Source organism: Bordetella sputigena, assembly GCF_965137885.1.
Lineage (GTDB): Bacteria > Pseudomonadota > Gammaproteobacteria > Burkholderiales > Burkholderiaceae_B > Bordetella_C > Bordetella_C sputigena.
In genome coordinates, this window is record NZ_CBCSCA010000007.1 from 1 (window position 1) to 22,296 (window position 22,296).

At 67.4% G+C, this 22,296-nt stretch carries 18 protein-coding genes; 13 read left to right on the top strand and 5 right to left on the bottom strand.

Annotated features, from left to right (window positions below; translation table 11 throughout):
* Positions 1-278 precede the first annotated feature (278 nt).
* From ACNA0R_RS14735 to cysW, 5 genes are all read left to right on the top strand, one after another.
* A complete protein-coding gene (locus ACNA0R_RS14735; protein ID WP_415826772.1) occupies positions 279-773 on the top strand; it encodes a peroxiredoxin family protein in 495 nt (164 codons plus the stop codon).
* 56 nt (positions 774-829) lie between these two features.
* A complete protein-coding gene (gene nudC / locus ACNA0R_RS14740) occupies positions 830-1,621 on the top strand; it encodes an NAD(+) diphosphatase (protein ID WP_415827046.1) in 792 nt (263 codons plus the stop codon).
* A gap of 110 nt (positions 1,622-1,731) precedes the next feature.
* A complete protein-coding gene (gene cysP, locus ACNA0R_RS14745; RefSeq protein WP_415826773.1) occupies positions 1,732-2,739 on the top strand; it encodes a thiosulfate ABC transporter substrate-binding protein CysP in 1,008 nt (335 codons plus the stop codon).
* A 148-nt stretch (positions 2,740-2,887) separates the two neighbouring features.
* Complete coding sequence (gene cysT, locus ACNA0R_RS14750; RefSeq protein ID WP_415826774.1) at positions 2,888-3,736, top strand: sulfate ABC transporter permease subunit CysT; 849 nt, start codon at positions 2,888-2,890, stop codon at positions 3,734-3,736.
* 51 nt (positions 3,737-3,787) lie between these two features.
* Positions 3,788-4,618 carry a sulfate ABC transporter permease subunit CysW gene (gene cysW, locus ACNA0R_RS14755; RefSeq protein ID WP_415826775.1) on the top strand — a complete coding sequence of 277 codons (831 nt, stop codon included), beginning with the start codon at positions 3,788-3,790 and terminating at the stop codon, positions 4,616-4,618.
* Between the two features lie 93 nt (positions 4,619-4,711).
* Here the strand turns inward: cysW and ACNA0R_RS14760 are convergent, their stop codons facing one another.
* The gene (locus ACNA0R_RS14760) at positions 4,712-5,230 is read right to left on the bottom strand and encodes a DUF2127 domain-containing protein (RefSeq protein ID WP_415826776.1); all 519 of its coding nucleotides are present in this window, start codon (positions 5,228-5,230) and stop codon (positions 4,712-4,714) included.
* Positions 5,231-5,422: 192 nt separating this feature from the next.
* Between ACNA0R_RS14760 and ACNA0R_RS14765 the strand changes: the two genes are divergently transcribed.
* The 6 genes from ACNA0R_RS14765 (at position 5,423) to ACNA0R_RS14790 (ending at position 13,186) form a co-directional block, all read left to right on the top strand.
* The gene (locus tag ACNA0R_RS14765) at positions 5,423-5,905 is read left to right on the top strand and encodes a YajQ family cyclic di-GMP-binding protein (protein WP_415826777.1); all 483 of its coding nucleotides are present in this window, start codon (positions 5,423-5,425) and stop codon (positions 5,903-5,905) included.
* 140 nt (positions 5,906-6,045) lie between these two features.
* Positions 6,046-6,648 carry a winged helix-turn-helix transcriptional regulator gene (locus ACNA0R_RS14770; protein ID WP_415826778.1) on the top strand — a complete coding sequence of 201 codons (603 nt, stop codon included), beginning with the start codon at positions 6,046-6,048 and terminating at the stop codon, positions 6,646-6,648.
* A gap of 63 nt (positions 6,649-6,711) precedes the next feature.
* Positions 6,712-7,812, top strand: a complete 1,101-nt coding sequence (locus tag ACNA0R_RS14775; protein WP_415826779.1) for an HlyD family secretion protein — start codon at positions 6,712-6,714, stop codon at positions 7,810-7,812.
* A 224-nt stretch (positions 7,813-8,036) separates the two neighbouring features.
* Positions 8,037-9,572 (top strand): DHA2 family efflux MFS transporter permease subunit, encoded by a 1,536-nt coding sequence (locus ACNA0R_RS14780; protein ID WP_415827047.1) that lies wholly within the window; start codon positions 8,037-8,039, stop codon positions 9,570-9,572.
* A 231-nt stretch (positions 9,573-9,803) separates the two neighbouring features.
* Positions 9,804-12,767, top strand: coding sequence for a hypothetical protein (locus ACNA0R_RS14785; RefSeq protein ID WP_415826780.1), 2,964 nt, complete (start codon positions 9,804-9,806; stop codon positions 12,765-12,767).
* Positions 12,768-12,856: 89 nt separating this feature from the next.
* Positions 12,857-13,186 carry a DHCW motif cupin fold protein gene (locus tag ACNA0R_RS14790; RefSeq protein WP_415826781.1) on the top strand — a complete coding sequence of 110 codons (330 nt, stop codon included), beginning with the start codon at positions 12,857-12,859 and terminating at the stop codon, positions 13,184-13,186.
* Positions 13,187-13,215: 29 nt separating this feature from the next.
* Here ACNA0R_RS14790 and ACNA0R_RS14795 read toward each other — a convergent pair whose 3' ends face one another.
* From ACNA0R_RS14795 to ACNA0R_RS14810, 4 genes are all read right to left on the bottom strand, one after another.
* A complete protein-coding gene (locus tag ACNA0R_RS14795) occupies positions 13,216-14,067 on the bottom strand; it encodes an oxidoreductase (RefSeq protein ID WP_415826782.1) in 852 nt (283 codons plus the stop codon).
* Positions 14,068-14,224: 157 nt separating this feature from the next.
* A complete protein-coding gene (locus ACNA0R_RS14800; protein ID WP_415826783.1) occupies positions 14,225-15,937 on the bottom strand; it encodes a hydantoinase B/oxoprolinase family protein in 1,713 nt (570 codons plus the stop codon).
* Entirely contained in the window at positions 15,930-17,987 is a 2,058-nt protein-coding gene (locus tag ACNA0R_RS14805; RefSeq protein ID WP_415826784.1) for a hydantoinase/oxoprolinase family protein, read from the bottom strand. The genes ACNA0R_RS14800 and ACNA0R_RS14805 overlap by 8 nt, the downstream gene beginning before the upstream one ends.
* A gap of 65 nt (positions 17,988-18,052) precedes the next feature.
* Positions 18,053-19,039, bottom strand: coding sequence for a Bug family tripartite tricarboxylate transporter substrate binding protein (locus ACNA0R_RS14810; protein ID WP_415826785.1), 987 nt, complete (start codon positions 19,037-19,039; stop codon positions 18,053-18,055).
* A 156-nt stretch (positions 19,040-19,195) separates the two neighbouring features.
* Between ACNA0R_RS14810 and ACNA0R_RS14815 the strand changes: the two genes are divergently transcribed.
* Together ACNA0R_RS14815 and ACNA0R_RS14820 are read left to right on the top strand one after the other, a co-directional pair.
* A complete protein-coding gene (locus tag ACNA0R_RS14815) occupies positions 19,196-20,098 on the top strand; it encodes a LysR family transcriptional regulator (RefSeq protein ID WP_415826786.1) in 903 nt (300 codons plus the stop codon).
* Positions 20,099-20,295: 197 nt separating this feature from the next.
* Positions 20,296-22,290 carry a hybrid sensor histidine kinase/response regulator gene (locus tag ACNA0R_RS14820; RefSeq protein WP_415826787.1) on the top strand — a complete coding sequence of 665 codons (1,995 nt, stop codon included), beginning with the start codon at positions 20,296-20,298 and terminating at the stop codon, positions 22,288-22,290.
* Positions 22,291-22,296: the final 6 nt, after the last annotated feature.

The following is a 22,296-nucleotide window of genomic DNA, read 5'->3' on the forward strand; positions in this document are numbered from 1 at the left end:
CCCCAGGGTAGGCCCCACCCCCGAAGCGCTGGCGCGCTTCCCCCTNAAGGGGGCGACGCCAGCGGACCGGAGGGAAGGCCCACCCCCGAAGCGCTACGCGCTTCCCCCTCAAAAGAGGGCGNNACCNGCGGACCGGCGGAGTGCCNGCCGGCCNCCCGGATCCGCGGCGTCCNGGGTNGGGCGGCATCGGGGTCGGGCGGTGCTGGCGGGCGTCGGCGGTGGCCGGGCGGGTAGTGCGGGATCGGGTTAGAGCGGGTTGATGCGTCAAGGAAGATGGTATGAAAAAGCTCGTTGTCGCGGTCATGGTGGTGGTGCTTGCGGGGATCGCGGGCTGGTTTGTGCTGCGGCCGGCGCAGGCGGCGCCGGACGTCACCTTCGCGTCCATCGACGGCCGCAAGGTGTCGATGCAGGACCTGCGCGGCAAGGTGGTGCTGGTCAAGTTCTGGGCGACCGACTGCGTCACCTGTATCAAGCAGATGCCCGACACGATCGCCGATTACAACCGCTATGAGTCCAAGGGATTCCAGACGGTGGCGGTGGCCATGCAGTACGACCCGCCCAACTACGTGCTGAACTACACCCAGACCCGCAAGCTGCCGTTCACGGTGGCGCTGGACACGCAGGGCAAGGCGGCGCAAGCCTTCGGTGACGTGCGGCTGACTCCCACTGCCTTTCTGATCGACAAGCAGGGCAGGATCATCAAGCGTTACCTGGGCGACTACGATCCCAAGGAATTCCACGCGGAAATCGAAAAGGCGCTGGCCGCGGGCTGACCATGGCCGACAACTCCGCATCATCTTCTTCCAGCATCGCCGGCACGGTCGTCACGATGTCCGGACGGGTTTTCGTGTTCCGGGGCAGCGAACTGCTGGTGCGGGCCGAGGATCTGGCGCTGCCGGGCGACGATCTGCACGGCCATGACTGGGCCACGGACATCGAATGGCAGGCCATCGGCGAACACCTGGGCCAGGCCTGCGTAAGCGCGGCTCTGGCGCGCGACTCGGCGCCGCCGGCCGGCTATGTTTTCAAGCGGCTGCGCGAGATGTTCCCGCTGCTGGGCGAGCATGTCTCGGCGGTGGCCGGCCGGGCTTTCCAGATCGCCGAATGGGCGCGTACGCACCGCTATTGCGGTCACTGCGGCACGCCCACGGTGCGGGTGCCCCACGAGTTCTGCATGAAATGCCCGAACTGCGGCCTGTCGGCCTATCCGCGCATTTCACCGGCCATGATGGTGCTGATCCGCAAGGGCGACAGCATCCTGCTGGCGCGCAATGCCAACTTCGTGGCCGGCCGCTACAGCGCCCTGGCCGGTTTCGTCGAAGCCGGCGAATCGCTGGAAGCCACCGTGCACCGGGAGGTCGAGGAAGAAGTCGGCCTGCGCGTACGCGATCTTAAATACTTCAAGAGCCAGTCCTGGCCTTTCCCGCATTCGCTGATGCTGGCTTTCACGGCCGAGTACGACGGCGGCGACATCCGCGTGGACGGCAAGGAAATCGTCGACGCGCAGTGGTACGGCCCCGGCGACCGCCTGCCCGACATTCCCCCGACCGACTCGGTCGCGGGCTCGCTCATACGAGCCCATCTCCCGCCTGGCGCGCGGCCGCACGACGGCGCCTTATAACTCCTGAAAATATATAAAACGAAATTAATTCGTTTGAGTAAATAAGCGGCACCGGCATGATGCGTCGGCCGTTCACGTTGAACGCCACCGTTTTCCCGTGGAGCCCTTACTTGATCAAGCGCCTATTCGCCACGTCGATCGCCGCCGCCCTGCTGATGGGCGCGGGCGCCGCGTCGGCCCAGCAGACCCTGCTGAATTCCTCCTATGACGTCGCGCGCGAGCTCTTCACCGCGATCAACCCCAAATTCATCGCGTACTGGAAAGAAAAGACCGGCGAAACCGTGACGGTCGAGCAGTCCTTCGGCGGCACGTCGCGGCAGGCGCAAGCCATCCTGCAGGGCCTGAAAGCCGACACCGTCACCTTCAACCAAGTGCCGGACGTGGACATCCTGGCCAAGCGCGGGCTGGTCGCCAAGGATTGGCAGAAGAAGTACCCGGGCAATAGCTCGCCTTACTACAGCACCATCGCCTTCCTGGTGCGCAAGGGCAATCCCAAGCACATCCAGAGCTGGGATGACCTGGTGCGCGACGACGTCAAGGTGGTGTTCCCCAATCCCAAGACGTCGGGCAATGCCCGCTACACCTATCTGGCCGCCTGGCTGTACGCGCAGCAGAAGTTCAATGGCGATGAGGCCAAGACGCGCGCCTTCGTCGGCAAGCTGCTGCACAACGTCGAAAGCTTCCCCACCGGCGGCCGTGGCGCCACGGTGGCCTTTGCCCAGAACAACCAGGGCGACGCCGTGCTGACCTTCGAATCGGAAGTGCGCAACATCGCCGCCAGCGAGGAATTCAAGCCGCTGGGCCTGGAGGTGGTGGTTCCGCCGGTCAGCGTGCTGGCCGAGTTTCCGGTGGCGGTGGTCGACAAGGTGGTCGACGCCAAGGGCACGCGCAAGCTCGCCGAAGCCTATCTGCAATACCAATATTCGCCGGAGATCCAGAACCTGCTGGCCAGCTTCAACTATCGCGTGCGCGATCCCGACGTGATCAAGGCCAATGCCAGCCGCTATCCCAAGGTGGAGCTGCTCGATCCGCAGAAGCTGGGCAGCTGGGACGAGATCCAGGAAACGCACTTCAAGAACGGCGGCGTGCTGGATCAGCTGCTGGCCGGCAAGTCCTGATCGGCGGACGAACTTGGCGTAGACTGCCGGGTTTGCACTGACGGCCTGGCCCTATGTGCCCGCGCCGAGGGCGCAAGGGGCCGAAGGGCCCACGACCACAAGCGCTTCAGTGCCGGGCGGCCGCGACAAGCGGCCGCGCGGCTTTTCCATGACGGGTATGGCGAGCTTCTTCAAACAACATCCCACGCTGCCAGGCTTTGGACTGAGTTTTGGCGTCAGCAGCCTGTTCATCTCGCTGGTGATCCTGTTTCCCATCGCGGCGCTGCTGGCCTATACCAGCGACATGACCACGTCGCAGTACTGGCAGGCCATTACCGATCCGCGCGTGCTGGCCAGCTATCGCGTCACCCTGCTGGGCGCGCTGCTGTCCACAATCGTGGTGGTGCTGTTCGGCTTGCTGCTGGCCTGGATCCTGGTGCGCTACCGCTTCCCGGGCCGCCTGTTCCTGGATTCCCTGGTCGACCTGCCCTTCGCGCTGCCGACGGCGGTTGCGGGCCTGACGCTGTCGGTGCTGCTGGGTCCGAACGGCTGGATTGGCCAGTGGTTCGCCCAGGCGGGCATCAAGATCTCCTACGCTTTTCCGGGACTGGTGTCGGCCATGATCTTCACCAGCCTGCCCTTCGTGGTGCGCTCGGTGCAGCCGGTGCTGGAAGAGATCGGGCCGGAATATGAAGAAGCGGCGCATACGCTGGGCGCCAATGACCGCCAGACGCTGTGGCGCGTGCTGCTGCCCGCCCTGACGCCCGCCCTGTTCACCGGCGCGTCGCAGGCTTTCATCCGCAGCCTGGGCGAGTTCGGCGCGGTGGTGATGATCGCCGGCAACATCCCCTTCAAGACCGAGATCACCTCGCTGATGATCTTCGTGCGCGTGTCGGAATTCGATTATCCGGCGGCTTCGGCCATCGCGACCGTGGTGCTGGCCGCGTCGCTGTTGTTGCTGTTCGGACTGCATGTGCTGCAGGGGCGCCTGCTGCCCTGGCAGCGGCCGGGGCGCTGACCATGACGGGAGCAGGGCGCATGGCGGAAACTGGAAAAAGGGCGGTATCTGATGCGTAAAACACCGAGCAACTGGCGCCAGTGGGCGCTGATCGCCATCGGGGTCGCCGGCGCCGTCATGCTGCTGGTGCTGCCCCTGGCCTTGATTTTCCAGCAGGCGCTGTCGGCCGGCTGGCAGGCGCTGTTCGACAATCTGCGCGACGAAGAAATGCGCCATGCGATCGGGCTGACGCTGCTGGCCGCCGTGCTGACCGTGCCGATCAATGTGGTGTTCGGCATTCTGCTGGCGTGGTGCGTCACCCGCTACGATTTCCGCGGCAAGCAGTTGCTGACGACGCTGGTGGATATTCCGTACGCCACGTCGCCGGTGGTGGCGGGGCTGTGCTATCTGGTCGTGTACGGGATGGAGAGCGTGGTGGGCGGTTGGCTGGGCCAGCACGATATCCAGCTGATGTTCGCCTGGCCGGGCATCGTGATGGTCACCGTGTTCGTGACCTCGCCCTTCGTGGCGCGCATCCTGATCCCGCTGATGCAGGCGCAGGGCTCGGACGAGGAATACGCCGCGCTGACGCTGGGCGCCAGCGGTTGGCAGATATTCCGGCGTATCACGCTGCCGAATATCAAGTGGGCGCTGCTGTACGGCACCATCATCACCAACGCGCGCGCGGTGGGCGAGTTCGGCGCGGTCTCGGTGGTGTCGGGCGCCATCCGCGGCAAGACGGTGACGCTGCCCCTGCTGATCGAGCAGCTGAACGACGATTACAAAACCGTGGCGGCGTTCACGGCCGCGGCCTTGCTGGCCTGCATGGCGCTGCTGACCATGCTGGTGAAGACAGCGATGGAATGGGGCCAGCGCGTGACGGTGCGCGGGCCGGCGCACTGAGGGCGGCCGGCCAGGCGCGCCGGGGGCACGGCTGGTTCGGGAACGGCCGGTGAGACACGGCCGGTCAGGCACGGCCGGTAAGGCACGGCCGCTTCAGCCGCGCATTGCCGGCGCCGCTTCCCGCCGGTGCCACAGCTGCCACGCCAGGAAAGCCACGATGCCGACATTGAACAGCACCACGGCGGCCGCCAGCACGCTGGGCCGGTGCAGCAGATGCCGCACTTCGAACGGCACATAGATCGCGCCGGACAGCGCGCCCAGCCATTCTCCCCAGGCGCGGTCGCGCCACAGGCCATAGGCTTCCACCAGCCGCAGGATGACGTAGGCCGCGGCCAGTCCCACCAGCGTACGCAGGCTGGTGTCCTGCAGAATCGTCGCGTAGCGCAGCAGCTCGCCGGGATAGTGGCCGCCGGGATCCAGACCGAAATGCCCGATCAGCACGCTGACGATGTGGCGCAGATCGTGATGCAGCAGGCCCAGCAAACCGATACTGGCCGCCAGCGCACCCACCCCTTTGGCGGCCTCCACCAGCGCGATCAGGCGCTGCGTGCGCTGGCGCGTGGTGACGTGACTGACGGGTCGGGCGGGGGCGGCGTAATGGGGGGCGCTCATGGCGATGTGAGTGGGGCGTCGTGGACAGGGCGTCGGTTCGAGGCGTGGCCGGGACATCAGCCGCCGGCGTGCGCAGGGAGGCGAACCGTGCCGCGCGGCCGCGTGCGCCGCCGGGTCCCATAGCATAGCGGCTTTCCCCGCGGCCGTCGGCCATGGGAAAATCGCCTCCGGATATTTACAGAGGACCGCACCATGCCTTCTTTCGACGTCGTTTCCGAAGTGGACAAGCACGAGTTGAGCAATGCCGTCGACCAGGCCAACCGGGAACTGGCGACGCGCTTCGACTTCAAGGGCACCGATGCCAAATTCGAGCTGGAGGAGTTCGTCGTGACGCAGAGCGCGCCATCGGCCTTCCAGCTCAAGCAGATGCTGGATATCCTGCGCGGCCGCCTGACGGCGCGTGGGATCGATCCACGCAGCATGGACGCCGCCGACCCGGTGGTGAACCTGGGCGGGGCGCGCCAGAAGGTCACCATCAAGCAGGGGATAGAGCAGCCCATCGCCAAGAAACTGATCGCCGCCATCAAGGACGCCAAGCTGAAGGTGGAAACCCAGATCAACGGCGACAAGCTGCGCGTTACGGGCAAGAAGCGGGACGATCTACAGACGGTGATCGCGCTGCTGCGCAAGACGGACGTCGACCTGCCCTTGCAGTTCCAGAATTTCCGCGACTAGGCGCGCCTCCCCCCTGCCCCCACGGCCCGCACAAGCGGGCCATTTTTTTGGCGCCCACCGCGCCGCGGTCCGAACGGCGAGCAACTTGCAAAATGCAAGTTGCTCGGCTAACATCACTTTCACTTTGCAAGTGACACCCTATGCAACCGACCGATTTCGCCACCATGCCCTGCCCCATCGCCCGCAGCCTTGCGCGCGTGGGAGAACGCTGGACCATGCTGATCCTGCGCGATGCCTTCCAGGGCATGACGCGCTTCGACGAGTTCCGCAGGAGCCTGGACATCGCGCCCAATATCCTGACGCGGCGGCTGGAAGAGCTGGTCAGCGCCGGCCTGCTGGAAAAGCGGGTCTACTCGCGGCATCCCACGCGATACGAATACGTGCCGACCGCGATCGCCCATGACTTCCGGCCCGTGATGGTGGCCATGATGGCCTGGGGCACCCGTCACTTTTCGCCGGAAGGCCCCGCCATGATGCTGGTGGCGCGCGACACCGGCGCGCCGGTGGAACAGCGGCTGGTCGATACCTCCAACGGCCGGACCCTGGGCCCGGGCGAATACACCATCGTGCCCGGCCCCGCGGCGACGCCGCGCGCGCGGTATCGGATGGAATTCGCGGCGCGCAAGCGGCAAGGCCTGGCGCCGGACGAACGGTTCGATCCGGATGGGTATGACGATGGCGCCGCGCGCGCGGCCCGGACGGCGCTCGCGACCGCGCGATCGGGCAAGGCCGCCGACGGCTGAGCGGGCCGCGTGACTGCCTTCCACGGCGCAATTCCAGCAACACATCGCTACGCAGAGATCGTCATGTCCACCACCGCCGGGGCGACCGCGCCTCCCGTGACTCCCGTTTCCGCCTTGCCCGCCAAACGCAAGGCAGGCCGCCAGCACCTCTACGCGGGCGTCGCCCTGCTGGCGGCGGTGGGCGCCGCCTGGTACGGCCACCACTGGTGGACCGAAGGCCGCTACGTCCAGGAGACCGACGATGCCTACGTGGGCGGCGACATCACCGTGCTGGGCACCAAGGTGCCGGGCTATATCGCCCAAGTGGCGGCGGGCGACAACCAGGCCGTGCGCGCCGGCGATCTGCTGGTCAGGCTGGATGATCGTGACTATCGAGCGGCCCTGGAAAAGGCTGAAGGCACCGTGGCGGCCGAGCAGGCCCTGCTGGCGAATCTGGACGCCAATCGGCACTTGCAGGAAGCCATGATCCTGCAGGCACGCGCCAGCGTCGCCGCCGCCGCGGCGGAAACCGTGCGCGCGCGCCAGGACCAGGCCCGCTACAAGACGCTGTCCAACAGCGCGGCGGCGTCGGTGCAGAGCTGGCAAAAGGCCGACGCCGACTACAAGCAGGCGGCGGCCAATCAGCAGAAAGCCGAAGCCGCGCTGGTCGCGGCGCGGCGCGAACTGGACGTCATCGATACGCAAAAGGGCCAGGCGCGCGCGGCGATGGCGCAAGCCGTGGCGGACCGCGAGCAGGCGCGCCTGAACCTCGGCTATACCGAGGTGCGCGCCCCCGTGGATGGCACCGTGGGCAATCGCCGCGCCCGCCAGGGCGCCTACGCGCCGGCCGGCACGCAGCTGTTGTCGCTGGTGCCGGCGGCGGGACTGTGGGTGGATGCGAATTTCAAGGAAAGCCAGCTGGCCCGCATGGCGCCCGGCCAGCGCGTCACCATCGTTGCCGACGTCGTGCCGGACCGTGTCTTCCATGGCAAGGTCGCCAGCCTGGCGCCGGCCACGGGCGCGCAATTCAGCGTGCTGCCGCCGGAGAACGCCACGGGCAACTTCACCAAGATCGTGCAGCGCGTGCCCGTGCGCATCGTGCTGGACGAGGCCGACGCGCGGCTCGGGCTGCTGCGTCCGGGCCTGTCGGTACGGGCGGAAGTCGACGAACGGACGCGGCCGTGAGCGCCGGCGCCGGCGCCCGCCTGCCCGCGCGTGAGCCGGCCGCGCGCGACGTCGCCACGACCGGCCAGGATCCGGCGCACGTCTCCAGGTCGGGCGCTGCCCGCGCAGGCGCAGCTACGCCGGGCGTGTCCACGCCGGGCGAATCCACGCCGGGCGAGTCCACGCCGGGCGAGTCCACGCCGGCTGCGGCCGCGCCGGGCGGCGGCCTGCGCTCGCCGACCGACATGTCCGTCGGCGAAAAAGTCTTCGCTTTTTCGACCATGTGCGTGGGCATGTTCATCGCGCTGCTGGACATCCAGATCGTATCGGCATCGCTGAAGGACATCGGCGGCGGGCTGTCCGCGGGCGTGGACGAAACAGTGTGGGTGCAGACCGCCTACCTGATCGCCGAGATCATCGTCATCCCGCTGTCCGGCTGGCTGGCCCGGGTTATGTCGACGCGCTGGCTGTTCGCCGCGTCCGCCGCGGGCTTCACGGTGGCCAGCCTGCTGTGCGGCTGGGCCTGGAACATCCAGAGCATGATCGCGTTCCGGGCTTTGCAGGGCTTTCTGGGCGGATCGATGATCCCGCTGGTATTCACCACGGCGTTCGCTTTCTTCGCCGGGCCGCAACGCGTGCTGGCCGCCGCCACGGTGGGCGGGCTGGCCTCGCTGGCGCCCACGCTCGGACCGACGGTGGGCGGCTGGATCACGGACAACTACTCCTGGCATTGGCTGTTCTTTGTGAACCTGGCGCCGGGCATCTTCGTGACCGTCATGGTGCCGCTGTTCGTGCGCATCGACAGGCCCGAACCGTCGCTGCTGCGCGGCGCGGACTATCCCGGCATGGCGTTGCTGGCCCTGTTCCTGGGCTGCCTGGAGTACACGCTGGAGGAAGGCCCGCGCTGGGATTGGCTGGACGATACGACCATCCTGACCACGGCCTGGGTGTCGGGCCTGGCCGGCATCGCCTTCATCTGGCGCACGTTGACCTATGCGCAGCCCATCGTCGACCTGCGCGCATTGAAGGATCGCAATTTCGCGCTGGGTTGCGTGTTCTCTTTCACCACCGGCGTGGGCATCTTCGCCACCATCTATCTGACGCCGCTGTTCCTGGGCCACGTGCGGGGCTACAGCGCGCTGCAGATCGGCACGGCCATCTTCTCGACCGGGGTCTTCCAGATCCTGTCGATCCCGCTGTACACGATGCTGGCCAACCGCGTCGATCTGCGCTGGCTGCTGATGGCCGGGCTGGCCTGCTTTGCGTTTTCCATGTGGAATTTCGTGCCCATCACGCACGACTGGGGTTCGGCGGAGCTGCTGCTGCCGCAGGCCTTTCGCGGCATGGCGCAACAGTTCGCGGTGGCGCCGACCGTCACGCTGACGCTGGGCAGCCTGCCGCCGGCGCGGCTGAAGCTGGCCTCGGGCTTGTTCAACCTGATGCGGAATCTGGGCGGCGCGATCGGTATCGCGGTGTGCGCGACGATCCTGAACGATCGCACGAACCTGCATTTCTATCGCATGGCCGAGCATCTGAACACCAGCAACGAGGCCATGAACGAAGTGTTGGCCCGCATGACGGCGCAGGCCACCGACTGGGCCGTCGATCCCGCCACGGCGGGACTGGCGCGGCTGTGGTCGCTGGCATATCGGGAAGCCCAGACGCTGGCCTATTCGGACGCCTTTCTGGCGATCATGATCTGCTTCGTCTTCGCTACCGCGCTGGTGCCCTTGATGCGCAAGGTGCGGCCGCCCAAGGCGCCGTCGGCCGACGCGCATTGAGAGGCGCGGTGTACCGGTGCAGTGCGCAGGGGGTGCATGGGCGCGGGCGCATAGGGCCCTGGAGGCAACGCGTACGGCCGGCGCAGGAACACCCGCCCGCCTGGCGACACCCACGCACGTCGCCTAAGCGTGGGCCGAAGATTCCATCAGGCCTGCCCATCCTTGTCCGGCTTCCCGCTGACCGTCCAGCCGGACGGCGCCGGAAGTACCGACCTTCCGGAGCAGCACCCCATGCCCATCCACGGCTGCAGCGGCACGCTGCCCGACCGCCTGACCGGCCCCGACGCCCCATTCGAAATCAATCGCAATGCAGCCACCCTGCCGGCCCGGGTGCGCGCCGGCCGTCCGCGCCGCGCATCGGACGCGCGCCGGCCGGGCATGTCGACGCAGGCGGGCAGCGGCGGGCTGAGCTACACCGTACGGTACTTCCTGGCCGGCAGGCAAAAGCGCGCCGCCATGCGGATAGAGCGGGCCGAGGCGCGGCTGACCGTGTCCATGCACCGCTTCATCGACCAATGGAAGCGGCGCGAGATCGACGAACTGCGTCCGCATCAGGGCGCGAGGCTGCTGGGCGAGGCCTGCGCGGCGGCCCGGCCGTCCGGCCAGGAGATCGCGCAATCCGCGATGATGGCGATACTGCGCCACTGCCTTGCCGCGATCAAGGAACCGGAAGAGCTGTCCCAGCTGTACAACGACCTGGTGGCGCCGCGGCCGGTGACGCGGGCGCTGGCCGATCGCCAGAGCGCCAGCCTGCGCGACGTCGCCGCTCACATGCTGGACGCGCTGGAACAGGCGCTGGCCGAGGCGCTGGCCGAACGGATAGGCACGCCCCTGCTCGGACGCCTGCTCGTTATAAGCGAGCATAGCCGCGACGCCGCGCACAAGGTGCGCGAAACGCTGGAGCAACTGCACGGGATAGGGCTCTGGTTGTCTTCGGCATCGCGATCTCCCGCGCGGATTCTGTCGCATACCCTGGACATCCTGACAGACGACGAACTTGGGCAACTGGCCGCGCAAGCCTGGCCCGAGCTCTCGGTGCGCGACGAGCACTACGGCGCCGAGGCGCCGCGGCTGCGCGCGGCGCTCGCCTTTCTTGAAGTCTGCGAAGGCGAGGCGCTGGCGACCTGGCGCGCGGCCGTGCAACTGCAGCTGGACGGCCGCAAGCGCCTGGTGGCGGTGCGCACCGCGCACGTGGTCGACAGCGTCGTCGATCCTGGCCGGCTCGGCGAAGCCATGCGCGCCGTGTATGGCCAGCTGGACAATGCCGCCATCGTGCTGACCGGGAAGCTGCATAACGCCAATCTGCTGCGCGCCAGCGTACGCACGGACGTATTGCTGCAGGTGCTACGTCATCTGCCCGAAAGCTGGCGCGGCCAGGGCCTGCGGGCATTGCGCGCGCGCGAGCTGTCGTCGATCAAGTCGTCGCTGGCCGACTCCCCGGGACTGACGGCGATGGACACGTCGGTGACCGCGCTCATCAATTCCGTGCAGGAAGATATGCTGGACACCGACCGCCGGTCGGTCGAGGCCGCGCTCGCCGCCCTGCACGAAGCCATCGCCGTACGCGACCGGACCGTGGCCGTCAGTCGGCTCGGCGCGCTGGTGGATGCCTTGCAGGAGCTGAACGCGACGCTGCGGGCCTTCAGTATCGATATGCCGGCGACGCTGGACGATTCGCTGCGGCAACTGCTCGACCGCATGCGCTCACTGCTGCCCGGCGGTCGCGGGGACAAGGAAAACGGCAAGGCCTTGCGCGGCCTGTCCGATGCCGAACTGGGCGCGCTGCGGCAAGCGGCGTCCAAGCTGTCGCCCTACGGGACGCTGCTGGACAGGAACGCATTGAAGTCGGCGATCGCATTGCGTTCCGGGATACCGGCGCGCGCCGACCAGGCAATGGATGCGCTGCTGGCCTCCCTGGCGGATGGCGGCGCGAGCCTGGCCGACGTCCATGCCCGGCTGCGCGACGTCGCCGACGTCCTTGTGCGCCTGAATGAGCGGCGCGTGGCCATGGGCGAGGAAACCTCCGCCGATGCCAACGACGCGCTGGTTGCCGACGTGGTGGAGCGCGCCATAGCCCGCGCGGCGGTCCCTGTGGAACGGCAGTCGATGCAGCGCCTGGGGCTTACGGGCGCTACCCTGTTCGAGCCCTTGTACGCGCTGGCGGACTGGATCTCGCGTCAACCGCGCGATGAAGCGCTGCGGCTGGACCGCTGCGCCGCGCGGCTGACCATCGCGCGCCGGCTGGAACACAGTCTGCATGACGCCCTTTGCCGGCAGGGCGAGACGGACGACGCACCGGACAAATCGGATGACGACGCGCTGCGCGCGGTGCTGGCCGGGGAGTATGGCATCGAGTGGGAGGCCGGGAACTTCCTTGCGCGCCCCTGCATAAGCCGTGCGACACATGCGGCGGTGGAAGCCCGATTGAAGGCCGCCATCGGCGACCTCGGCGCCGATGATGCTGATGATGCCGATGATGCCGATGAGGCGGACAATGCGGATGACCCCGATGAGGCCGGATGGGAGCATCTGCCTCATGGCTTGGGCGGCGATCCCGGCAGAAGTGGCGAGCGTGGCGGCCATGCGGGACCGGCGCGCTCGATCAGGCTTTACGCGGCGGATGGCGAGTCCGCCTGGTTCCTGGTGGACCAGCGCTTCGAGCACGACATGCTCGGCGGTCCCGGCATGGCCTTGGCGGTGGAAGGCGTCAATGCCCAGGGCATAACGGTGTGCAGCCCGGGTTTTTCCGTACGCCTGGACAAGGACGCCAGATTCGCCGCGGTAGGCGCGGCGATGCACGCCTTGCGGGAACTGAGCGGCGGCGCCATGCCCGCGCTGCTGCAATGCCTGCATCGCGGCATACCGAAGGCCTATACGGCGGCGATCGCGGCGGGACCGGAACGCTTGCTGCTGCATCTGCCGGACGGATCGCGCGTGGGATGTCCAACGACGCCGCCCGCCGCCACCGAGTTCCGCGTCCGGCGCGAGACGGACGGCGAGTACAGCGTAGCCGTGTTCCTGACCTGGACGGGAACGGCGAACCTGCCGCTGCCCGGCGCGAAGGCCGTGGATCCGTCGCGCAGTTTCGTCAAGGCGGCCTTCGTTCTGGCGGCCGACGCGCAAGGGCGCATGTATGCCCTGCGCGAGACGGTAGACCTGCGATACAGATTGGCGGCGACTCGACTGCCGCGATAATGAAACCCTGACACAAGCGGGGCGCGGACGGCGGCGGCTCTACAATGCCCGGCATACGCGCCTGTGCGCGACCCTGGCGATATTCGACGATGAAACTTTCCGAGATCCCGTTCGGCACCACTGACTGGTCGACCATCGAGCCGACCGAACATCCCGGCATTACCGGCAAGGCGCTGTGGCGTACGCGGCAGTTCGGGGAAATACGCGTGCGGATGGTCGAATATACGGCGGGCTATCTGGCGGATCACTGGTGCAGCAAGGGGCATATCCTGCTGTGCCTGGCGGGCGTGCTGGAAACCGAACTGGAAGACGGCAGGCGCTACACCCTGCGGCCGGGGATGAGCTATCAGGTGGCGGATGGCGCCGAGGCGCATCGGTCTTCGACACCCACCGGCGCCACCTTGTTCATCGTGGATTGATGCCGGCGGGCCGCGGCCCGCCGCCCAACCTATTCAGGAAAATCCGCGGCCAGCCCCACATCCCGCCACTGCTCGATCTGGGCCAGGCGCTCCTTGAGCTTGTCCGTCACCGCCTTCACGCCGAAGGCGCCCAGCACCAGGTGGCGCGGCGCCGTGTCGACTTCGGTGATATGGATCATCGCCTGCGCGGCGCGATCCGGATCGCCGATCTGCTTGCCGCTATTCTGCCGCGTGGCCTCCATGCGCCTGGCGGCGCTATCGGCGTAGTCGGCGATGCGCGTCGGCGTCTGCCGCAGCGAGCGGCCCGCCCAATCGGTACGGAAGGGGCCCGGCTCCACGCAGGTGACCTTTATCCCCAGGGGCGCGACCTCCGCCGCGAGCGAATCGGAAAAGCCTTCGACCGCATGCTTGGATGCCGCGTAATAGGCCGAGCCCTGGAAGCCGACCAGCCCCGCCACCGACGTGATATTGATGATGTGCCCACGCCGCCGCTCGCGCATGCCGGGCAGCACCGCGCGGGTCAGCGCGAACAGGCCGAAGACGTTGGCGTCGAACTGCGCGCGCACCTCTGCCTCCACCCCCTCTTCCACCGTGGATTGATAGCCGTAGCCCGCGTTATTGACCAGCACGTCGATGCGGCCGAAGCGGGCCTGCGCCGCGCGCACGGCCGCGTCGATGGCGACGTTGTCGGTCACATCCAGGGCCAGGGCCAGGACGCGATCGGGCGCCTGTTGCACCAGATCGGCCAGACGCGCAGCGTCGCGCGCGGTGGCCGCCACCGGCCAGCCGCGCGCGATGACGGCTTGCGCCAGGGCGCGGCCGAAGCCGGTGGAACAGCCGGTGATGAACCAGACGGGGGAAGCTTGCGTAGCGGTCGACATGAGGCGCTCTCCTGACGGGGCCGCGCTGGCCGCGGCCGATCGGTCCAGGCTAGCGCAGGCGCCGGTCCCGCCGCAACCGGCGTAGCATGGGGCGCCCGGCCTGATGGATCAGGCCGAGGGATCCGGCGATGGTCAGGCGGAGGATACGGCGGAGGGATCAGGAGGGCTTGACGACCGCCCCATAGACGTCCCGCGCCGCGGATTCGCTGATCTTGCCGTCCAGCAGATCCCGCCGCACGCGCTCCGGCGTGCGCAGCGCCGGCGCGCCGTAGCCGCCGCCGCCGGGCGTTTCGATGCGCACGTTTTCACCCGCGTCCAGCACGATATTCGCCGTCTTGGAGAACAACTCTTCCTGCCGGTCCGTGCCATGGTTGCGCACCAGGCGCGCGCGGCGCCCTTCCAGGCCGCCATCGACGCCGGTCGCCACGCCCACGGTATGGCTATCCGAGCGCGCGGAAAACACGATGCCGGGCACCAGCGCGCTGATCTGCTTGGCGATCGCCAAGCCGCCACGCGTACGCCCCGCGCCGCCGGAATCGGCGATCATCGAATACTCGTCCATCAGCAGCGGATACTCGTTTTCCAGGGCCTCCACCGGCAGGTTGGACGTATTCGTCATGTGCACGTGTATGGCGTCCATGCCGTCGCTGTCATGGCGCGCGCCCGCGCCGCCGCCCAGCGTTTCCAGATACACGAACTGCCCGGGCCGCGTCGACCACTTGCCGGAAAACACAATGGCCGGGCAGCAATCGTTGCCGGACGCCATGATTTTTTCCGGCGGCAGCAATCCACGGAAGGCGCCGAAGATCGCGCCCGCCACCTTCTGCGCGGTGATCGAGCGCGCGCCCACGGCGGCGGGATGCTCCGGATTGGTGATGGTGCCCAGCGGCGCATGGATATCGATCGGCTCGAACAGCCCCGCGTTCGGCGCGATGTCCGGATCGAGCAGCGCCTTGACCGCGTAATAGACCGACGCGCGCAGGGCATTCACCGGCAGGTTCATGGCGCCGCGCGCCTGCCGCCCCGAGCCGGTGAAATCGAAATGCAGCCGGTCCGGATGCACGGTCAGCGTCACCTGGATGCGCACCGGATCGCCGCCCAGGCCATCGTCGTCCAGGTCGGATTGGAAGGTATAGCTGCCCTGCTTCAGTTCCGCGATGCGGTTCAGCAGGCGGCGGCGCGTATAGCGGATGACGTCGTCGACGGAGTCCAGCACGGCTTGCAGCCCCATCTGCCGGATCAGCCCCTGCATGGCCGCGGCGCCGCGCCGATTCGTGGCCATCTGCACGCGCAGATCCAGCAGGCGCTCTTCCGGATCGCGCGTATTGGCGCAGATCAGATTGAGCAGGTCCTCATCCATCTGGCCGGCGCGCGCGATGCGGGTGACCGGAATACGGATGCCTTCGGCAAAGATCGAGTTCAAGCCGCCGGCGATGGATCCCGGCACCGGCCCGCCCACATCGGAATGGTGGGCGATATTCGCCGCGAAGAAGCGCAGCGTCCCTTCCCAGAACACCGGCGTAACGATGTTGATGTCCGGCAGGTGGCTGCCGTTGGCCAGGTAGGGATCGTTGCAGATGAAGATGTCGCCTTCCTGGATGGTGTCCACCGGGTGGCGTTCCAGGATGGCCTGCATGGCGCCGTTCAGCGAACCCAGGTGCAGCGGAATCTGCGTGCCCTGGGCCACCAGCCGGCCCAGCGCATCGAACAGCGCCACGGAGCAGTCCTTGCGTTCCTTGATGTTGGTGGAAAAGGACGCGCGCACCAGCGTGTTGTTCATGTCTTCCGTAATCGACAGCAGCCGGTTGCAGAAGACTTCCATGCCGATGGGATCGGCCAGCACATCGTCCGTGCGGGTAGGTTCAGCCATTTGCGTTGCCTTGCAGGGTAATGATCAGGTTGCCGTAATCGTCCACCACCGCATGGTGGCCGACGCCGACCACGGTGGTGGAGCTCATTTCCTCTACCAGCGCGGGGCCCTGGAAGGCCACGCCGGTGGGCAGCCGGCCGCGGTCGTACACGGGCGCTTCCAGCCAGCCGTGGGCCGCGCCGAACCAGGTGTCGCGCGCGCCGATGCGGGCTTCGGCCACGGTCCCGCGCACGGTGCGCGGCGACAGGGGGGCCTTGATGACCTGGCCGGTGGCCTGCACCCGGCAATTGATGATCTGGATGGCGCGATCGTCCACGTCGTAGCCGTATTCACGCATATGGGCCTGGGCGAAGCGCGCCAGAAACTCCTGGAAGCCGCTTTGCGCGGTGTCGTCCAGCGGCACCTGCACTTCGAAGTTCTGTCCTTCGTAGCGTGCATCGATGGCGCAATGCGCGGCGCGCAGATCCGGCGCCACGCCTTCCGCCGCCAGCCATTCGTCGGCCTGCTGGCGCAGCGACTCGAAGATGGCGGCCACGCGGGTCCAGTTCGCCGGATTGGCCAGGGCGATTTCACTGCGCACGAAGTCGAAGGAAATATCGCTGAGCAGGATGCCGCGCGCGCACATCGTGCCCGGCTCCTGCGGCACGATGACGCGCGGGATGCCGCACTCTTCCGCGACTTCCACCGCATGCAGCGGCCCGGCGCCGCCGAAGGCGAACAGGGCGAAGCGCGACAGATCGTAGCCGCGTTCGGTGGATACGGCGCGGATGGCGCGACTCATATTGGCCGTGGCGATGCGCAGGATGCCTTCGGCGGCGTCCTCGATGCCCAGCCCCAGCGGTCGCGCGACTTTGTCCTGGATGACCTGGCGCGCGGCTTCGGCGTGGACCGGCATGCGGCCGTTCAGCAGCGATACGGGGTTCAGGCGCTGCAGCACGATCTCGGCATCGGTGATGGTGGGCTCGACGCCGCCGCGGCCGTAGCCCACGGGGCCCGGCACCGCGCCCGCGCTGTGCGGACCGACCTTGAGCGCCCCGGCGTCGTCCATCCACGCGATGCTGCCGCCGCCCGCGCCGATGACGTGGATATCGACCATGGGCGTCTTGACGGGATAGCCCGCGACGTGGCGATGCGAGGTGAACAGCGGCTTGCCGTCGACGATCAGCGACACGTCGGTGCTGGTGCCGCCGACGTCGAACGTGACCAGGTTGGGACTGCCGATCACGCGTCCGACCGCGGCCGCGCCCACCACGCCGGCGGCGGGGCCGGACAGGCAGGTGCGCACGGGGAACTGGCGCACGCTGGCAATGGACATCAGCCCGCCATTGGAATGCACCGTGTGCGGCTCGTGCGGGATGCCCAGTTCCCGCACGCGCTGCAGGAAGCGCTCCAGATAGCCGGCCATGCGCGGCCCGACCGCGGCGTTCAGCACCGTGGTCGACAGGCGTTCGTACTCGCGGAATTCGGGCAGCACTTCGCAGGAAAGGCTGATGTAGGCGTCCGGCATTTCCTGCGCGACGATCTCGCGGGCGCGCTGTTCATGCACCGGATTGCGATAGGAATGCAGGAAGCAGATGGTGACCGCGCCGATGCCGTGCTGCTTGAAATAGCGCGCCGCGTCGCGCACCGCCGCTTCGTCCAGGGGCTCGCGCACTTCGCCGGTGGCCTGCACGCGTTCGGCGACTTCGATGCGGAACTGGCGCGGCACGGCGACGGGCGGCTTGCCCACGCCGTAGTCGTACAGGTGCGGGCGGGTCTGGCGGCCGATTTCCAGCACGTCGCGAAAACCGCGCGTGGTGATCAGGCCCACCTGGGCGCCCTTGCGTTCGATGATCAGATTGGTCGCCACCGTGGTGCCGTGGCCCACGTGCGATACCTGCGAGGGTTCGACGCCGTGCATCTCCAGCAGGCCGGCGATGCCGGTGGCGATGGCGCGCGACGGATCGTCGGGCGTGGACGGCACCTTATGGAAATGCACCACCCCGGCGGTCTCGTCGATCATGGTGAAGTCGGTAAACGTCCCGCCGACGTCTATGCCGATACGGTACATATCGTTGTCTTCCTGAAAAGAGTCAATCTGGCGCGGCGCAGGGCATGCGCCGCGCATCGCTGGAACTAGTCGAGCTTGATCTTGGCCTGCTGGACCACCTTGCACCACTTGGCGTTGTCGTCCTTGATCATGGCGGCGAAGGCATCGCCGGTGATGGAGGAGACCTGCGACCCCGTGCTTTCCAGATACTGCTTCATCTCCGGCCCGTTCTGCACCGTGACGATGGCCTGGCTCAGCCGCGTGGTGATGTCGGCGGGCAGATGGGCCGGCGCGAACATGCCGAACCACACGATGGCCTCGAAGCCGGGATAGCCGGATTCCGCCACGGTGGGCACATTGGGCAGCATGGGGCTGCGCTGGGCCGACGTCACGGCCAGCGCGCGCAGCTTGCCTTCCTTGATGTACGGGTAGGACGTCATGATGACGTCCATCATCATGTCCACCTGTCCGCCCAGCAGGTCGATCAGCGCGGGACCCGAGCCGCGATACGGCACGTGGGTCATCGAAATACCGGCGGCGTTGGTAAAGAAGGCCGAGGCCAGATGGTTCGACGTGCCGGGACCATTGGACGCGTAGGTGTAGCGGCCGGGGTCTTTCTTGGCCAGGGCGACGAAGGACTGCAGGTCCTGGGCCGACACCTTCTTGTCGTTGATGACGATGACGTTGGGTATGGTCGCCACCACGGCCAGCGGCGTGAAGTCCTTGGCGGCGTTATAGGGCAGGCTGGGATAGATGCAGGGCGCGCTGCCGTGCGTGCTGACCGAACCCATCAGGATGGTGTAGCCGTCGGCCGGCTGGCGGGCGACGTAGTCGGTGCCGACGGTGCCGCCGGCGCCCGGACGGTTTTCGACGATCACGTTGGCGCCCAGGTTCTTGCTCAAGCCCTCCGCCAGCTTGCGGGCGATCAGGTCGGTGGATCCGCCGGCCGCGAAGGGCACCACCAGGCGGACGACTTTATCGGTGGGCCAGGCGGCCATGGCGGCGGCGCTGGACAGCGCCATGACCATGCCGGCCAGCATGCCGCGGCAGCGGCGTAAGGTGCGTGCTTTCATGTGAATTCCCCTTGTGTCCATGGACGCCCGGACGCGGCTCGCTGTCCGCTGAATTCCGGGCTCGTAGATGTTGCAGGGGAATCCTAGGCCTGGCATGGCGCGGACGGCAGTCATTTCCATTTATAGTCACATCAATGCCATTGATGATGACGCGCGATGAAATATCCGGACCTGAACCTGCTCATCCATTTCGACGCACTGATGACGTGCCGGTCGATCTCGCGGGCGGCCGAACAGGTCGGCGTCAGCCAGCCGGCCATGAGCGCGGCGCTGAGCCGGTTGCGCAAGCTGTTCAACGACCCGCTGCTGGTGCGGGAGGCCAGCCATTGGCAGCCGACGCCGCAGGCGCTGGCGCTGCACCTGGAATTCCAGCCCCTGCTGGCCCGCTGGCAGCGCGCCACGGGGCCGCGCGCGGCCTTCGACCCGCGCCTGACCGCGCGCACGTTTTCGCTGTACGCGACCGACTACATGCAATTCACGCTGATGCCGCGCGTGCTGCCTGGCCTGGCGCGCGACGCGCCCCACCTGCAGCTGCGCCTCATCCCGGCCCGGCTGCAGCATGGATTGAGCATGCTGGACACCAATCACGTCGAACTGCTGGCCGGCTATTTTCCCGAGCCGGCGCAGAGCCTGCGCGCCCGCTTCCTGTACGAAGAACCCGCCGTGTGCATCGTGCGCGAAGATCACCCTTGCCTGCGGCGGCGCTGGAACCTGGACGCCTATCTGCGATACCCCCACGTCGACCTGTCCGCGCATACGGGTTTTTTCAGCGGCACCATCGATCGCATGCTGCGGGCGATGGGGCGCCAGCGCACGGTCACCGCGACGCTGTCCAGCTATCTGGTCGGCCCCTACGTGGTGGCCGGCTCGGACCTGATCTGCACGGTGCCCCGCAGTGTGGCCAAGGCCGTCCAGCGCTCGGCACGCCTGGTGCTGCTGGACGTTCCGCTGAAGCTGCCTGCCCTGTCGGTATCGTTGTACTGGCACGAACGGCACCAGGAAGATCCGGGCCACGGCTGGCTGCGGCAGTACATCGCCGAACGGGCCACGCAGCCATGAGCGCGCGGCCGCGCCGGCGTGCTGCTCATGCGTGGCGGTCGCTGCTCTGCCGCATCGCTGATTTTTGCCCGCTTTAAGGATAGACTTCCCCCAGTATTCTTTCCCTGCCGCCATGCCGTTCCGTCTGGCCGGCACAGCCCACGGGCCCCGCCACGCTCCGCACGGGACGCCGTGCCACCAAGGCCCACGAGAGCGCCATGAATCACCCGAGTTCCCCGAATCCGCCAAGCTCGCCCCTGCAGTCCCTCTCCGTCGAACGCCGTGTCGAACTGATGCTGCGGGCGATCCGCGACTACGCCATCTATCTGCTCGACAAGGATGGCTACATCGTCAACTGGAACACCGGCGCCGAACGCTTCAAGGGCTATACCGCGGCCGAGATCATCGGCCAGCATTTTTCCCGTTTCTACACGGAAGAGGACCGCCGCGACGGCCTGCCGCAGCGAGCCCTGCGCATCGCCGCCGAATCCGGCATCTACGAAGCCGAGGGCTGGCGCGTGCGCAAGGACGGCACGCGCTTCTGGACCAGCATCGTGATCGACCCGGTCTACGACGACAACGGCGAGCTGGTCGGCTTCGCCAAGGTCACGCGCGACATCAGCGACAAGAAGCGTGCGCAGGAAGAACTGTTCGCCGCCGAACAACGCTTCCGCCTGCTGGTGCAGGGCGTGCGCGACTACGCCATCTTCATGCTCGACGAAGAAGGCCGGGTCACCAACTGGAATGCCGGCGCGCAGGCCATCAAGGGCTATACGGCGAACGAGATCATCGGCCAGCACTTTTCGCGCTTCTACACGCCGGAAGACCGCGAGCGCGGCGAGCCGCAGCGCGCCATCGCCACCGCCCTGCGCGACGGCCGTTTCCTGGGCGAAGGCTGGCGCATGCGCAAGGACGGCACGCGCTTCTGGGCCAGCGTGGTGCTGGACCCCATACGCGACGAAAACGGCAAGTTCATCGGTTTCGCCAAGATCACCCGCGACGTGACTGAACGGCGCGAGGCCCAGCTGGCCCTGGATCGCAGCCGCGATGCCTTGAACCAGGCACAGAAGATGGAGGCCATCGGCCGCATCACCGGCGGCGTGGCGCACGACTTCAACAATCTGCTGACCATCATCCGGTCGTCCGCCGAACTGCTGCGCCGGCCCGCGCTGCCGGAAGAAAAGCGGCTGCGCTATATCAACGCGATATCCGATACCGCCAACAAGGCGGCCCAGCTGACGCGCCAGCTGCTGGCCTTCGCCCGCAAGCAGCCGCTGATGCCGGAAGTCTTCCACGTGCCCGCCCGGCTGCGCGGCATGGAGCATCTGATCCATACGTCGATCGGGTCGCCGGTCAAGCTGCGCCTGGTACTCCCGGACAACATACGGCCCATCGAGGCGGACCCGAATCAGTTCGAGACCGCCATTCTGAACATGGTCATCAATGCCCGCGACGCCATGCCGCGCGGCGGCCAGCTGACCATCACCGCGCGCCAGGTGGACCACATACCGCCGGTGCGCAGCCATGCCGGCGCCAGCGGTGACTTCATCGCGGTGTCGGTCACCGACACCGGCACGGGCATCGAACCCGGTACGCTGCAGCGGATTTTCGAGCCCTTCTTCACCACCAAGGCCGTCAACAAAGGCACCGGCCTGGGATTGAGCCAGGCCTATGGTTTCGCGAAGCAGTCGGGCGGCGAGATCGGCGTGGAAACCAGCATGGGAACGGGCACCACCTTTACCCTGTATCTGCCGTGCGCCAAGGCGGGCGTCGTGCCCGGAGAAGACGACGGCGAACCGGTGGCCATCGAACCCAGCGATACGCCGATGTCGGTCCTGCTGGTCGAAGACAACGAAACCGTGGGACGCTTCGCGCTGGGACTGCTGCACGAACTTGGGCTGACGGCGCACTGGGCCACCGATGGGCAGTCGGCGCTGTCGCTGCTCAATGCGCGCAACGGGCGCTTCGATCTGCTGTTCTCCGACGTCGTCATGCCGGGGATGAGCGGCATCGAGCTGGCCGCCGCCGCCCGCCGCCGCTGGCCCGAGCTGCGGGTGGTGCTGACCAGCGGCTACAGCCATGTGCTGGCGGAACAAGGCACGCACGGCTTCGAGTTCCTGGCCAAGCCGTATTCCGCGGAAGCGCTGGTCAAGATGCTGGGGCTGGATATGCACGCCAGGCCGCAGCCGGGCGGCGCCTCGCCGCGGCGCTGATGCGCA

Bases quoted from the DNA above. Each gene is read 5' to 3' on its own strand.
- ACNA0R_RS14735 (WP_415826772.1), top strand. From the start codon at position 279: ATGAAAAAGCTCGTTGTCGCGGTCATGGTGGTGGTGCTTGCGGGGATC.
- nudC (WP_415827046.1), top strand. From the start codon at position 830: ATGTCCGGACGGGTTTTCGTGTTCCGGGGCAGCGAACTGCTGGTGCGG.
- cysT (WP_415826774.1), top strand. From the start codon at position 2,888: ATGACGGGTATGGCGAGCTTCTTCAAACAACATCCCACGCTGCCAGGC.
- cysW (WP_415826775.1), top strand. From the start codon at position 3,788: ATGCGTAAAACACCGAGCAACTGGCGCCAGTGGGCGCTGATCGCCATC.
- ACNA0R_RS14760 (WP_415826776.1), bottom strand. From the start codon at position 5,230: ATGAGCGCCCCCCATTACGCCGCCCCCGCCCGACCCGTCAGTCACGTC.
- ACNA0R_RS14765 (WP_415826777.1), top strand. From the start codon at position 5,423: ATGCCTTCTTTCGACGTCGTTTCCGAAGTGGACAAGCACGAGTTGAGC.
- ACNA0R_RS14770 (WP_415826778.1), top strand. From the start codon at position 6,046: ATGCAACCGACCGATTTCGCCACCATGCCCTGCCCCATCGCCCGCAGC.
- ACNA0R_RS14775 (WP_415826779.1), top strand. From the start codon at position 6,712: ATGTCCACCACCGCCGGGGCGACCGCGCCTCCCGTGACTCCCGTTTCC.
- ACNA0R_RS14780 (WP_415827047.1), top strand. From the start codon at position 8,037: ATGTCCGTCGGCGAAAAAGTCTTCGCTTTTTCGACCATGTGCGTGGGC.
- ACNA0R_RS14785 (WP_415826780.1), top strand. From the start codon at position 9,804: ATGCCCATCCACGGCTGCAGCGGCACGCTGCCCGACCGCCTGACCGGC.
- ACNA0R_RS14790 (WP_415826781.1), top strand. From the start codon at position 12,857: ATGAAACTTTCCGAGATCCCGTTCGGCACCACTGACTGGTCGACCATC.
- ACNA0R_RS14795 (WP_415826782.1), bottom strand. From the start codon at position 14,067: ATGTCGACCGCTACGCAAGCTTCCCCCGTCTGGTTCATCACCGGCTGT.
- ACNA0R_RS14800 (WP_415826783.1), bottom strand. From the start codon at position 15,937: ATGGCTGAACCTACCCGCACGGACGATGTGCTGGCCGATCCCATCGGC.
- ACNA0R_RS14805 (WP_415826784.1), bottom strand. From the start codon at position 17,987: ATGTACCGTATCGGCATAGACGTCGGCGGGACGTTTACCGACTTCACC.
- ACNA0R_RS14810 (WP_415826785.1), bottom strand. From the start codon at position 19,039: ATGAAAGCACGCACCTTACGCCGCTGCCGCGGCATGCTGGCCGGCATG.
- ACNA0R_RS14815 (WP_415826786.1), top strand. From the start codon at position 19,196: ATGAAATATCCGGACCTGAACCTGCTCATCCATTTCGACGCACTGATG.
- ACNA0R_RS14820 (WP_415826787.1), top strand. From the start codon at position 20,296: ATGAATCACCCGAGTTCCCCGAATCCGCCAAGCTCGCCCCTGCAGTCC.